At 71.8% G+C, this 13,272-nt stretch carries 12 protein-coding genes; 4 read left to right on the top strand and 8 right to left on the bottom strand.

Features of this window, described 5'->3' with window-relative positions:
• Positions 1 to 30 precede the first annotated feature (30 nt).
• Both uxaC and DEJ04_RS13800 read left to right on the top strand, forming a co-directional pair.
• Positions 31 to 1,527: a glucuronate isomerase gene (gene uxaC, locus DEJ04_RS13805; RefSeq protein ID WP_111047444.1), complete on the top strand. Its 1,497-nt coding sequence runs from the start codon at positions 31 to 33 to the stop codon at positions 1,525 to 1,527.
• Between the two features lie 119 nt (positions 1,528 to 1,646).
• Positions 1,647 to 2,255, top strand: a complete 609-nt coding sequence (locus tag DEJ04_RS13800; RefSeq protein ID WP_111047443.1) for a class I SAM-dependent methyltransferase — start codon at positions 1,647 to 1,649, stop codon at positions 2,253 to 2,255.
• A gap of 32 nt (positions 2,256 to 2,287) precedes the next feature.
• Here DEJ04_RS13800 and DEJ04_RS13795 read toward each other — a convergent pair whose 3' ends face one another.
• From DEJ04_RS13795 to DEJ04_RS13785, 3 genes are all read right to left on the bottom strand, one after another.
• Positions 2,288 to 2,665: a type II toxin-antitoxin system death-on-curing family toxin gene (locus DEJ04_RS13795; RefSeq protein ID WP_110865036.1), complete on the bottom strand. Its 378-nt coding sequence runs from the start codon at positions 2,663 to 2,665 to the stop codon at positions 2,288 to 2,290.
• Entirely contained in the window at positions 2,662 to 2,865 is a 204-nt protein-coding gene (locus tag DEJ04_RS13790; protein ID WP_175330845.1) for a ribbon-helix-helix protein, CopG family, read from the bottom strand. Before DEJ04_RS13790 ends, DEJ04_RS13795 begins: the two co-directional genes overlap by 4 nt.
• A 176-nt stretch (positions 2,866 to 3,041) precedes the next feature.
• Entirely contained in the window at positions 3,042 to 3,581 is a 540-nt protein-coding gene (locus DEJ04_RS13785) for a gluconokinase (RefSeq protein ID WP_111047442.1), read from the bottom strand.
• Between the two features lie 112 nt (positions 3,582 to 3,693).
• Here DEJ04_RS13785 and gndA point away from each other — a divergent pair, with 112 nt between their 5' ends.
• A complete protein-coding gene (gene gndA / locus DEJ04_RS13780) occupies positions 3,694 to 5,151 on the top strand; it encodes an NADP-dependent phosphogluconate dehydrogenase (RefSeq protein ID WP_111047441.1) in 1,458 nt (485 codons plus the stop codon).
• A gap of 81 nt (positions 5,152 to 5,232) precedes the next feature.
• On the opposite strand, the gene DEJ04_RS13775 is transcribed toward gndA, so the two are convergent.
• Positions 5,233 to 5,934, bottom strand: coding sequence for a hypothetical protein (locus DEJ04_RS13775; RefSeq protein WP_146248715.1), 702 nt, complete (start codon positions 5,932 to 5,934; stop codon positions 5,233 to 5,235).
• A gap of 172 nt (positions 5,935 to 6,106) precedes the next feature.
• Between DEJ04_RS13775 and DEJ04_RS13770 the strand changes: the two genes are divergently transcribed.
• Complete coding sequence (locus tag DEJ04_RS13770) at positions 6,107 to 7,741, top strand: molybdopterin-dependent oxidoreductase (RefSeq protein ID WP_111047439.1); 1,635 nt, start codon at positions 6,107 to 6,109, stop codon at positions 7,739 to 7,741.
• 361 nt (positions 7,742 to 8,102) lie between these two features.
• On the opposite strand, the gene DEJ04_RS13765 is transcribed toward DEJ04_RS13770, so the two are convergent.
• The 4 genes from DEJ04_RS13765 to DEJ04_RS13750 form a co-directional block, all read right to left on the bottom strand.
• Positions 8,103 to 8,882 (bottom strand): putative protein N(5)-glutamine methyltransferase, encoded by a 780-nt coding sequence (locus DEJ04_RS13765; RefSeq protein WP_309148020.1) that lies wholly within the window; start codon positions 8,880 to 8,882, stop codon positions 8,103 to 8,105.
• A 74-nt stretch (positions 8,883 to 8,956) separates the two neighbouring features.
• Positions 8,957 to 9,934 carry a ribose-phosphate diphosphokinase gene (locus DEJ04_RS13760; RefSeq protein WP_027464468.1) on the bottom strand — a complete coding sequence of 326 codons (978 nt, stop codon included), beginning with the start codon at positions 9,932 to 9,934 and terminating at the stop codon, positions 8,957 to 8,959.
• A 61-nt stretch (positions 9,935 to 9,995) separates the two neighbouring features.
• The gene (gene glmU / locus DEJ04_RS13755; RefSeq protein WP_111047437.1) at positions 9,996 to 11,423 is read right to left on the bottom strand and encodes a bifunctional UDP-N-acetylglucosamine diphosphorylase/glucosamine-1-phosphate N-acetyltransferase GlmU; all 1,428 of its coding nucleotides are present in this window, start codon (positions 11,421 to 11,423) and stop codon (positions 9,996 to 9,998) included.
• 150 nt (positions 11,424 to 11,573) lie between these two features.
• Positions 11,574 to 12,956 carry an MFS transporter gene (locus tag DEJ04_RS13750; RefSeq protein WP_111047436.1) on the bottom strand — a complete coding sequence of 461 codons (1,383 nt, stop codon included), beginning with the start codon at positions 12,954 to 12,956 and terminating at the stop codon, positions 11,574 to 11,576.
• Positions 12,957 to 13,272: the final 316 nt, after the last annotated feature.

Here is a 13,272-nt window from a genome sequence, read left to right as displayed (position 1 = left end):
GCGAACCCGCCGCCCTCGAAGGAGTCGATGATGACCCGCACCAGCACCCCCACCCGGCTCGCACCGCACCCCGACCGGCTGTTCCCCGCCGACCCTGGGGCGCGAGCCGTGGCACGCACCGTGTACGAGGCGGTCAAGGACGCCCCGATCATCTCGCCGCACGGGCACGTCGACGCGGCGCTGATCGCCTCGGACCAGCCGTTCAGCGACCCTGCGTCGCTGCTCATCACGCCCGACCACTACGTGCTCCGCCTGCTGCACGCGAACGGGGTGGACCTGGCCGCGCTGGGACGCGCGGACCTGTCGGGGCCCCGCCCGGGCTCGCAGGCTCGCCCGGCGGCGTCGGCGCATCGCTGGCGCGGTGCCGCTGAGCCGACGCCGCCAGGCCGAGCCATCTGGCGGCAGCTGGCGGAGCACTGGGACGACTTCCTCGGGACCCCCGTGCGCTACTGGTTCGAGACGGAGCTGCACGACGTGTTCGGGCTCGACCAGGCGCCGTCCGCGGCGAACGCGGACGACCAGTACGACCACCTCGCCGGCCTGCTGGCGTCGCCCGCCTTCCGGCCACGCGCGCTCTTCGACGCCTTCGGCATCGAGGTCCTCGCCACCACGGACGGCCCGGCGGACGACCTCGCTGCGCACGCGCAGCTCGCGGCGGATCCCGGCTTCACCGGCCGGGTGCTCCCCACGTTCCGCGCGGACGCCGTGTTCGACCCGACGCGGTCGGACTGGAGGCCCGTGGTCGCGTCGATCGGCGAGGCCGCCGGCATCGACACGGGCACCCACGCAGGGCTGCTGGCGGCTCTCCGCGCACGTCGCCACCACTTCATCGAACACGGCGCGACCGCCACGGACACCGGAGTGCTCGACGCGGGCTCCGCTCCCCTGCCGTCGAGCGAGCGGGAACGCATCCACGCCGCGGCACTGCGCGATGCGTCGTCGGTCACCGAGGCCGAGGCGACGGCGTACCGGCATGACATGCTCTACCGCTGGGCGGAGATGAGCGTCGAGGACGGTCTCGTCATGCAGCTGCACCCCGGGGTGATCCGGAACCACCACACCCCGACGCTCGAGCGTTTCGGGCCGGACACCGGGCACGACCTGCCGGCGGTCGGGTCCTTCACCGAGCCGCTCCGGCCGCTGCTCGAGTCCTTCGGCACCGCTCCCGGGTTCCACCTCGTGCTCTTCACCGTCGACGAGACCGTCTTCTCGCGCGAGATCGGGCCGCTGGCGGGCTTCTACCCCGCCGTGTACGCGGGCGCGCCGTGGTGGTTCATCGACACCCCGGCGGCCATCGGGCGCTACCGGTCGGCCGTCACCGACTCCGCGTCGTTCACCAAGACCTCCGGGTTCATCGACGACACCCGTGCGTACTGCTCCATCCCGGCGCGGCACGACATGGCACGGCGGGCGGACGCGGCGTACCTGGCGTCGCTCGTGGTCACGCACCAGGTCTCGGAGGAGGACGCCGTCCGCACCGCCCGCCGCATCGTGTCCGACATCCCGAAGGCGACGTTCAAGCTCTGACGCTGGCGGGCGCCGCGCTGCCGCGTGGTGCGAGGTTCCGTGCGTGGTGCGAGGGGTGCCGGGTCGCACGGAACACGGAACCTCGCACGGTTCGGCGCTGCGGCGGTACGGTCGGGCGCATGACGGAGCGGGTGACGGCGGCGTACGGCGCTCGGGCCGACGAGTACGCGGCGCTGCTCGGGTCGATGGACACCGTCCACCCCGACGACCGAGCCCTCGTCGACGCCTGGGCAGCCGGTCGCAGCCGTCCCCTGGTCGACGCCGGGTGCGGCCCCGGTCACTGGACGGCGCACCTCGCACGGCAGGGGCACCGTGTCAGCGGCATCGACGCGGTGCCGGAGTTCGTCGAGCACGCACGACGGACGCACGGCGCGGTGGACGCGGACATCGACTTCCGGGTCGGGTCGCTCGACGCGCTCCCGCTCGCGGACGGCAGCGTCGACGGGGTCCTGGCCTGGTACTCGGTGATCCACCACGAACCGTCGCAGATCGGTGGGCCACTCGACGAGTTCCGTCGGGTGCTCACTCCCGGCGGTGGGCTGCTGCTCGGGTTCTTCGAGGGCGCCGCGGTCGAGGCCTTCGACCACGCGGTCGTCACCGCGTACCGCTGGCCGGTCGCGTCCCTGGCGGCGCTACTGGACGGAGCGGGCTTCGACGTCGTGGACGTCCACACCCACACGGCTCCGGAGCACCGGCCGCACGGGGCGATCAGTGCGGTGCGCCGCTGATCGCCGACGGCTGACGGCCGCCGCGCTGTCGATCAGGCGTCCGAGACCATCGAGGTCAGAGCAGCAGCGATCTCCGGCACGGAATCGAGTTCCCCCTCGGCGATCGCGACGATGAAGTCGTACGCCTGGTCGTTCGAGGCGTGGAGCCGGACGCCGTTCACGCCGAGGAAGACCACGAGCAGCATGAGCCCGAGGCGCTTGTTGCCGTCGACCAGGGCGTGGTTCCGGACGGCGGAGTGGACGAGCGCCGCCGCCTTCTCGACCAGCGTCGGGTAGGCGTCGTTCCCGCCCACCGACGCGGCGGGTCGCGCGACCGCCGCCTCGAGCAGTCCGACGTCGCGGATCGCGTAGTCAGCTCCCAGGGTCCGACGAGCGACGTGCAACGCCTCGTCGGTCGTGAGGTGGATCACTTGCCGAGTCGTTCGAGCGCCTCGGCGTAGCGCGGGAGTTCTCGGTCGAGGATGCCGTCGATCAGATCGCTGCGGCTGTGCTGCTCGACGTACTCGCGGATGGCGGCGCGCGCGACGTCCTGCATCGAGCGCTCCTCGAGGTCAGCACGCTTGCGCAACGCCGCTGCCTCGTCGTCGTCGAGTCGGAGGGTCATGGCCATGGGGTCGATGGTATCAAGAGTGGTATCTGAACGCGCGGCAGTGATCGTGGTCATGGAGCGACGGTACGAGCGTCTCCCTCGACGCGGACGGGACCGGGGATCGGTTGGGGATGGCGACGGCCGCGCTGCGCCCTGTGGAGGAACTGCCCGGATCCGTCGCGGGTCGTCGACGCTCGTCAGGCGGTGGTGACCGCGAGCGCGGCGAGGATCTCCCGCACGGTGTCGTCGACCGATCCGTCGATCGACACCGCGACGGCGGCCTCGTCGGGCTGCGGCCGCTCGAGGGTCGCGAACTGCGAGTCGAGCAGCGTCGTCGGCATGTACTCGTGCTGGCGGTGGGACTGCCGTTCGGCGATCAGGTCGCGCGACCCGTCGAGGAAGGCGATGACGAGCCCCGGCGCGGACGCGCGCAGACGGTCCCGGTAGGCGCGCTTGAGCGCCGAGTTCGCCATCACGCACCGGGAGCCGTCCGATTCGACCGCGGCGATCCGCTCGGCGCAGGCGTCGAGCCACGACCAGCGGTCCTCGTCGGTGAGCGGGATCCCCTGCCGCATCTTCTCCTTGTTGGCGACCGGGTGCAGGTCGTCGGCGTCGACGAAGACGCACGGTTCGCCCTGCGCGACCAGGGCGTCGGTGAGCGCCTGGCCGATGGTGGACTTGCCGGAGCCGGAGACCCCCATCACGAGGACGGGCGGGTGGACAGCGAGCTCGCTCATCCCTCCACAGTATTGATCCGGTGAACTCTGGTCCCCAGTTCCCGCAACACCTGTGCGATCCCAGACCGCCGGTCGTAGGTTGGGCGCCAACGTCAGGACAAAGGAGGCCCTCGTGGCAGACAACAACGGTCAGGCGAACATCGGAGTCGTCGGACTCGCAGTGATGGGCTCGAACCTCGCCCGCAACCTCGCATCGCGCGAAGGCAACACGGTGGCGGTCTACAACCGCACCTACGCCCGCACCGAGGAGCTGCTCCAGGAGCACGGCGACGCCGGGTTCATCGCGTCCGAGGACATCGACGGGTTCGTCGCCTCGCTGTCGAAGCCCCGGACCGCCATCATCATGGTGCAGGCCGGCAAGGGCACCGACGCCGTGATCGGACAGCTCGCCGAACGCTTCGAACCGGGCGACATCATCGTCGACGGCGGCAACGCGAACTTCCACGACACCATCCGACGTGAGCACGACCTGCGCGAGAAGGGCCTGAACTTCGTCGGTACCGGCATCTCCGGCGGCGAAGAGGGCGCCCTCAAGGGTCCGTCGATCATGCCCGGTGGCTCGAAGGAGGCCTGGGAGACGCTCGGGCCGATCCTGAGGTCGATCGCCGCGGTCGCCGAAGGCGAACCGTGCGTGACCCACATCGGCACCGACGGCGCCGGACACTTCGTCAAGATGGTGCACAACGGCATCGAGTACGCCGACATGCAGCTCATCGCCGAGTCGTACGACCTGCTCCGTCGCGTCGGCGGACTCTCGGTGGAGGACCTGGTGCAGGTCTTCGACGAGTGGAACAAGGGCGACCTCGAGTCCTACCTGATCGAGATCACCGGTGAGGTCCTCAAGCAGCGTGACGCCGACACCGGCAAGCCGCTCGTCGACGTCATCCGTGACGCGGCCGGCTCGAAGGGCACCGGCGTCTGGACCGTGCAGAACGCCGTGGGCCTGGGCATCCCCGTCTCGGGTATCGGCGAAGCCGTGTTCGCCCGCGCGGTGTCTTCGAAGCCGACGCAGCGTGCCGCCGTGCAGCAGTCGGTCAAGAACCGTCCGCAGATCGCCGAGGTGCCGGACACCTTCGCCGACGACGTCCGTGCGGCGCTCTACGCCTCGAAGGTCGTCGCGTACGCGCAGGGGTTCGACCTCATCATCGCCGGGGCGAAGGAGTACGGCTGGGACATCGACCTCGGCAACGTCGCGAAGATCTGGCGGGGCGGCTGCATCATCCGGGCCCAGTTCCTGAACCGCATCGTCGAGGCGTACGCCGAGAACCCGAAGCTCGAGTCGCTGCTGGTCGACCCGTACTTCGCGAACGCGGTGGCCGAGGGCGAAGCCGCCTGGCGCCGCATCGTCGGCATCGCGGCTGCGTCAGGCGTCCCCGCGCCGGGCTTCTCGTCCGCGCTGTCGTACTTCGACTCGCTCGCGTCCGACCGTCTGCCCGCGTCGCTGATCCAGGGCCAGCGCGACTTCTTCGGCGCACACACCTACCAGCGCATCGACAAGGACGGCACCTTCCACACGCTGTGGTCCGACGACGACCGCCGCGAGGTCGAGCAGGAGCCGTCCACGCACTGACGACAGCACCCGCTGCCGACCACGGAGGTCGGTGCGGGTTCTGCAAGGAGGGCCTCGCTGACCACGGGGCCCTCCGTTGCGTCAGGCGACGATGCGTTCCCGTGCCAGGTCGGCGACGAGCCGGTCAAGCCGTGGACCGCGCCCGAGCAGCCGACGCGAACCGGGGGCGGTCCGCACGAAGAACGTCGCCACCGCGGGGGTGTCGTCCGGTCGCACGTGGTGGATCGCCACCGCACACGCGCGGCGAGCGCCAGCGGAACGGCCAGGGCGCTCGGAGCCACCGTCTCGCCCCGAGCCGTCCGAGCCGTCCGAGCCGTCTACGCCGTCCGCCACGTCTTCCAGTCCGACGTGCACGACACGACTCCACCGGATCACGAGCAGCCGGGTCGCCCGCCGTTCGTCGAGTTCCCACAGGGAGGCCTCGGTGGCACCGAAGGCCCAGGTCACGCGCGAACCGAGGTGGGTGTCCGGACGGACTTCATCGACGATGCCACGGAGTTCCGGTGTCGGCGCCGCCGGGACGAGCCACACCGTCGGGTCGATCCGCCGGATGGCGAGCGCGAGGGCCTCGTCCGCCTGCCGCCGCCGTGCCGTCGCGGTCCGCACGACGGCGACCACGATGACCACGACGCCGAGCGCGATCGCGCCGAACTCGACGATGCCGTACCAGGAGAGGTCGACGCCCGGCGCCGTCGAGACAACGATGATCCGGGTGATCAGGAGGACCAGCCAGACGGCGACGATGACCCAGCGCAGGGTGGCGAGTCGACGTGCTGGAGACATCGGTGTCCGCCGTGCACCGCGGGCACGACCGGACCGCGGGACACCATCCGGACGCTGCAGCACGGTCCGATCCTCCCACGAGCCGCGCGCCACCTGCTGGCCGAACCCGATGAACGCGCGGGGAAGCGCGCACACACAGCCCACGAGCGGCCGGGCGACCTACGCTCGGGCGGTGAACACCGAGACGACGGACGAACCGATCGGTCGACCGACGGCGGGTCCGTCGGACGGCCCGGGCGGGCCCGATGCCCCTTCGACCCGACGTTGGACGCTGATCGCCGCGATCGTCGGCGTCGTGGCCGCCGCCGCGTTCCTCGGTGTCGCCGAGTTCGGCGCGCTGCTGCTCGGCGGAGCGGGCAGCCCCCTGGTCGCCGTCGGATCCGCCGTCATCGACCTCGCTCCCCCGGGTGCGAAGGACTTCATGGTCGCCGTGTTCGGCACCGGGGACAAGGTCGCCCTGTTCGTGCTCATGACGGTGATCGTCATCGCGATCAGCGCCGGTGCCGGTGTCCTCGAACGTGCACGACCGCCCTTCGGTGCCCTCGTGTTCGCCGCCGGTGGTGTGCTGGCGCTGCTTGCCGTCAGCACCCGCTCGGGCAGCGGGACCCTCGACGGCGCCCCGACGGTCCTCGGCATCGCGGCAGCGGTGGTCGTCCTGCGCCTGCTGCTCCAGCGGCTGCGCCGGTGGGAGGCCGCGGCGACCGTGCCGACGGCGGCACCGCGACCCGCGTCGACGGAGCGCCGGACGTTCCTGGTCTGGGGCGTCGCGACGGCGACCGTCGCGGTCGTGGTGGGCACCGCCTCCCGGCTGGGGTCGTCCGCGATGCAGGCGGCCGCTGCTGCCAGGCGGGCCATCCGGCTGCCCGCCGCGGCGACCGCTGCACCGGCGGTCCCCGCGGGTGCGTCGCTCGACGTCGACGGCATCACCCCGTACATCACGCCGAACGCCGACTTCTACCGGATCGACACGGCCCTGCGGGTACCGCAGGTCGACCCCGCCGACTGGTCGCTCCGCATCCACGGCGCGGTCGAGAACGAGATCACGCTGACGTGGGACGAACTGCTCGCGCTGCCCCTCGAGGAGCACGTGGCCACCCTGAGCTGCGTGTCGAACGAGGTCGGCGGTGACCTCATCGGCACGGCCCGCTGGCTGGGCTACCCCATCCGGGAGCTCCTCGCCCGGGCACGTCCGACAGGCGATGCCGACATGGTGCTCTCACGGAGCATCGACGGATTCTCCGCCGGCACCCCGCTCGACGTGCTGCAGGACCAAGGCACCGCGGCGCTGCTCGCGGTCGGGATGAACGGCGAGCCCCTGCCGACCGAGCACGGGTTCCCGGTGCGGATGGTCGTGCCGGGCCTGTTCGGGTACGTCTCGGCGACGAAGTGGGTCACCGAACTCGAGGTCACCCGGTTCGCCGACGCGCAGGGCTACTGGACACCGCGTGGCTGGTCGGAGCGTGGCCCGGTCAAGCTCGAGTCCCGCATCGACACCCCGCGGAACGGGTCGACCGTGACCGCGGGCAAGCCGGTCGCGATCGCGGGGGTCGCGTGGCAGCCGCACAAGGGCGTGAAGGCCGTCGAGATCCGCGTCGGAGGCGGCGACTGGCAGCGCGCCGAACTCGCCGACTCGGTCTCCGCGGACACCTGGCGGCAGTGGGTGGTGCGGTGGACGCCGACCGCCGGCTCGCACCGCATCGAAGTGCGCGCGACCAGTGCGGACGGCGAGGTGCAGACGAGCGTGGACCGGCCGCCGGCGCCCAACGGTGCGACGGGCTGGCACACGGTGACGGTCGACGCGCGCTGACCGTCCTGGAGCGAGTCCGCGACACGCCCGCAGACGGCCGTCGAGATGGCAGAAAGCGTCGGTAGGCGAACGCTCAAGCGACACTTCGTGCCGCCTCGACGAACCTGAGCGGCATGTCGTGACCACTCGGCGCCGACGCGCTCCGGTCACCAGACGGCCTGGAGGCCCGGTGACAGCCCGCCCCACCCCTCGCCGTGGTCGCGCGACACGCCACGTGCGTAACGCCGGGGGCGCAGAAAGCGTCGGTAGGCGAACGCTCAGGCGACACTTCGTGCCACCTCGACGAACCTGAGCGGCATGTCGTGACCACTCGGCACCACGGCCAGACTGGCACCGGGCCAGGCAGGCGGACGGGCCGTGGTCAGGCGGGCAGTGTCGCGACGACACAGGTGCCGTCGACCTCGGCGTCCCGCTCGACCACGGCGGAGAAGCCGGCGGCCGTGAACGCAGCGGCGGACGCTTCGGCCTGGGCCTCGGACACCTCGATGACGACAGCACCACCGGGGCGGAGCCACTCCCCCGCACCCGCAGCGATCCGGCGGTGCAGGTCGAGGCCGTCCGCACCACCGTCGAGGGCGACACGGTGCTCGTGCTCGCGGGCCTCGCTCGGCATGAGCTCGATCGAGGCCGTCGGCACGTAGGGGGCGTTCACCGCGATGACCGCCACGGCCCCGCGGAACCGATCGGGCAGCGGCGCGAACAGGTCTCCGGCGACGACGATGCCGCGGTCGCCGATGTTCTCGGCTGCGACGTCGACGGCGTCGGGGTCGATGTCAGTGGCGACGAGGTCGAGCGCGCCGACCCGACCGAACAGGGCCACCGAGATCGCGCCGGCACCGCAGCACAGGTCGACCACGCGGTCGTAGCGCTGCAGCCGACGCGCAGCCTGCTCGACGACGACGGTGGTGCGGGTTCGCGGCACGAAGACGCCGGGCGTCACACGGATACGGTGCCCGTCGAAGGCGGCCCACCCGAGCACGTACTCCAGCGGCTCACCGGCCAGCCGACGCTGCACGAGGCTCCGGAGTCGCACCGGCTCACCGTCACCGGCCTCGAGCAACAGGTCGGCTTCGTCCTCGGCGAAGACGCTCCCCGCGGCCCGGAGCCGGGCCGCGAGGGCGTCACGCGCGGGATGGGTCACCACGGGCAACGGGACACGTCACGTCGCGGAGATGGTCCTGCGCCGTCGGCTGTGCCCATGGTTCGACGGCTCCGCTACGCTGCGCCATCGAACATCGACGTCACGGAACCGTCGTCGAAGACCTCGTGGATGGCACGGGCGATGAGCGGGGCGATCGGCAGGACCTCGAGGCGGTCCCAGCGCTTGTCCATCGGCAGGGGCAGGGTGTCCGTCACGACCACGCGGTCGATGAACTCGCTCTGCAGCAGCTCGGTGGCCGGGTCGGAGAACACGGCGTGGGTCGCGGCGACGACGACACCCGTGGCGCCGGCGTTCTTCAGCGCCTCGGCAGCCTTGGCGATCGTGCGGCCGGTGTCGATGAGGTCGTCGACGAGCAGGCACACGCGGCCGCTGACGTCTCCGACGATCTCGTGCACCGAGACCTGGTTCGGCACGAGCGGGTCGCGGCGCTTGTGGATGATGGCGAGCGGGGCGCCGAGCTTCTCGGACCAGATGTCGGCGACACGGACGCGGCCCATGTCGGGCGACACGACGGTGAGCGTCTTCGGGTCGAGGATCTGACGGAAGCGCTCGAGCAGCACCGGCATGGCGAACAGGTGGTCGACGGGGCCGTCGAAGAAGCCCTGGATCTGCGCGGCGTGCAGGTCGACGCTCATGATGCGGTGCGCGCCGGCGGCCTTGAACAGGTCGGCGACGAGGCGGGCCGAGATCGGCTCGCGGCCACGGCCCTTCTTGTCCTGTCGGGCGTACGGGTAGAACGGCGCCACGACCGTGATGCGCTTCGCCGAGGCACGCTTCAGCGCGTCGACCATGATGAGCTGCTCCATGAGCCACTCGTTGATCGGCGCGGTGTGCGACTGGATGACGAAGGCGTCGCAGCCACGGACCGACTCGTCGAAGCGGGCGTAGAGCTCACCGTTCGCGAAGGTCCGGGCATCGGTCGGCACGAGGTCGACCCCGAGCTCCTCCGCGATCTCGGCAGAGAGCGCCGGGTGTGCTCGCCCCGAGACGAGGACGAGTCGTTTCTGGCCGGTTGTCTTGATTCCGGACAAGTGCGGTGCTCACTCCCTGACCCACGAGGGGTCGATGTCGGCGACGGGTGGTCGCCGGGATCTATTCGCCGTTCGCGAGCCGAGCAGCCTCGGCCGCCGGTGTGCCGGGTCGGTGTTCCTCGACCCATCCGTCGGTGTTGCGCTGTGGGGCGTAGCTGATCGCGAGCGATCCTGCCGGAACGTCCTTGCGGACGGTCGTCCCGGCACCGGTGTACGCACCGTCACCAATCCTAACGGGGGCGACGAACACGTTGTGCGAGCCTGTACGGACGTTCGAGCCGACCTCGGTGCGGTGCTTGTGCACACCGTCGTAGTTCGCGGTGATGGTGTTCGCGCCGATGTTCGAGTCCTCGCCCACCTCGGCGTCGCCGATGTAGGACAGGTGCGGGACCTTGCTGCCCCGGCCGATCCGGGCGTTCTTCGTCTCGACGAAGGTGCCGATCTTGCCGTCGTCACCGAGGATCGTGCCAGGCCGCAGGTAGGCGAACGGGCCGACCGAGGCGGCGTCCCCGATCACGGCGAGGGTGGCATCGACGCGGTTCACGGTGGCGCGGGCGCCGACCTCGGTGTCGCGGAGCGTGGTGTCCGGTCCGACGACGGCACCGGCGGCGATCGCGGTGGCGCCGATGAGCTGGGTGCCGGGCAGGACCTCTGCGTCGGGCTCGATCGTGACGTCGAGGTCGATCCAGGTGGACGCGGGGTCCTGCACGGTGACGCCGGCGAGCTGGTGGCGGCGGACGATACGGGCGTTGAGTTCACGCGCGGCGTCGGAGAGCTGGGCACGGTCGTTGATGCCGGCGACGAGCCACGGGTCGGTCAGGGTGACCACGTCGATGCGCCCGCCGCGCTCGCTGATCAGCGCGGGAGCGTCGGTGATGTACTTCTCGCCCTGGGCGTTCGCCGTGGTGAGCGACGGCAGGGCCGCCCGGAGGCGTGCCACGTCGAACGCGTAGATGCCCGCGTTCGCCTCGGTGATGGTCAGCTGCTCGGCTGTCGCGTCCTTGTGCTCGACGACGCTGACGAAGGCGCCGGAAGCGTCGCGCACGATCCGTCCGAGGCCGGTCGGGTCCGGGGCGATGGCACTCACGAAGGTCGCGCCGTTGCCGCCGCCGACGTGGGCGTCGACGAGGAGCCGGAGCGATGCGGCGTCGAGCAGCGGGACGTCGCCGGACAGCACCACGACGGCGCCGTCGAAGTCGGCGGGCAGCGCTTCGACCGCGACCTCGACCGCACGGCCGGTGCCGGGGACGTCGTCCTGGTCGACGACGATCGCGTCGGGGGCGCGCTCGACGACCTCGGCCGCGACGCGGTCACGCTCGTGCCGCACGACGACGGCGACGTGCTCGGGGCTGAGTGACGACGCCGTGCGCAGGACGTGCCCGATGAGCGGCAGTCCGGCGAGCCGGTGCAGCACCTTGGGCGTGGACGACTTCATGCGCGTGCCCTGCCCGGCGGCGAGGACGACGACGGCGATGCGCTGGTCGGTCATGCACCCATCCTGGCGCACCGCAGCCCGGGCCGCCCGACGCGACCACGGCCCTGTGCGGAACCGTGCGCACAACCGCAGCCTGTGGACGGACGGGCACCGAGCCTCCAGGCCGCCTGACGGGGAGCTCTGGCAGACCCCGCACGCCGAGGATCAGGCCCGCGCGCCCTGCGGTTCCCGCTTGACGAACGCCATCAGCACCAGCCCGGCGATGAGCACGACGACCACGCCGAGGATCCCGAACCGGGTCGACCCACCGACGGTCACCGCGACGCCGAACAGCGCCGGCGCGAGGAACGACGCGGCCCGGCCGGTGGTGGCGTAGAGGCCGAAGAGCTCGCCCTCGCGGCCGGGGGTCGTCAGCCGCGCCAGGTACGCGCGGGACGACGACTGCACCGGGCCGACGAACACGGCGAGGGTCAGCCCGAGCACCCAGAACCACTGCGTCTCGTTGCCGGCGGCGAAGACCCCGACCCCGCACACGGCGAGACCGACGAGCGAGACCATGATGAGCGCACGCGACCCGAACCGGTCGTCGAGGCGTCCGGAGACGAACGTCGCGATGCCGGCCACGACGTTCGCGGCGATGGCGAACAGGATGACCTGCGACGGCGTGAACCCGAACACCTGCGCGGCGACGATCCCGCCGAACGTGAAGACGGCCCCGACGCCGTCGCGGAACACCGCGCTGGCGAGCAGGAACGCGAGGACGTTGCGGCGCTCGCGCCACAGCCGCGCGATGTCCCGGCCGAGGTCCGCGTAGGCACTGAACACGCCGCCGCCGCGGGTGCGGTCGGGCACCGCCTCGGGCACGGTGAGGAACAGCGGGATCGAGCTGACGGCCAGCCAGACGGCGGCGATGCCGATCGCGACGCGGACGTCCCACTGCCCGGTGGCGACGGTGGCCGGCAACTGCAGGAGCCCGCCGACGACCCCGTCACCCCGGAAGTCCTGGATGCAGAGCACGAGCAGCAGGACGAGCAGCACGATCCCGCCGAAGTACCCGGCCGCCCAGCCGATGGCGGAGACGCGGCCGGTGCGTTCCCCGGAGGCGACCTGCCCGATCATGGCGTTGTAGCCGACGCTCGCGATCTCGTAGGCGACGGTGCCGATGCCGAGCAGTGCAGCTCCGAGCAGCAGGTACGGCTGGCTCGGCGCGACGAAGACCATGCCGCCGATCGACAGCGCGACGCCGATGGTGGCGATGAGGACCGACCGGCGGCGGTGTCCGGACGAGTCCGCGAGCCGCCCCATGGCCGGTGCCACCAGGGCCACGACGATCCCCGCGATGGTCAGTGCGGTGGACACGACGGCCGCGTTGTGCGCGAGCTCCCGCTCCACGATTGACTTGCCGGCCGCGGACGTGTCGCCGACGAGCGCCGGGTCCACGAACGCCCGGCTGGCCAGGTACGTGCTGAACACGAAGGTGGTGACGACCGCGTTGAACGCGGCGGAACCCCAGTCCCAGAGCGCCCAGGAGACGAGCGCGCGCCGGTCGGTGCGCTGCGGCACGACGGCGGCCGGTGAAGCGGTCATGCGCGAACCGTAGCGCGTCCCGGTGACGCGGCGGTGGCCCCGTTCCGGGTCACGTGCGGGACGGGAGGCGCGGGGCGGCCCGGCCCCGCGCCTCCAGTCCGCACCGTGCGTGCGTCGTCACCCGGTGCGAGCTTCCGCGCACCGTGCCCGGCTGCAACGCCGCACCAGGCGGCTCAGCCCGCACCGTCCGACAAGCCGCGCACCGTGCGGGACGGGAGGCGCGGGGCGGGCCTGGCCCCGCGCCTCCCGTCCGCACCGTGCGTGCATCGCCAACCCGTGCGAGCCTCCACGCACCGTGCCCGGCTGCAACGCCGCA

The organism is Curtobacterium sp. MCLR17_044, from assembly GCF_003234435.1.
In the GTDB taxonomy this organism is placed as follows: Bacteria; Actinomycetota; Actinomycetes; order Actinomycetales; family Microbacteriaceae; genus Curtobacterium; species Curtobacterium flaccumfaciens.
The sequence above is the reverse complement of the archived record's forward strand: the minus strand, read 5'-3'. Positions and strand labels throughout refer to the sequence as shown.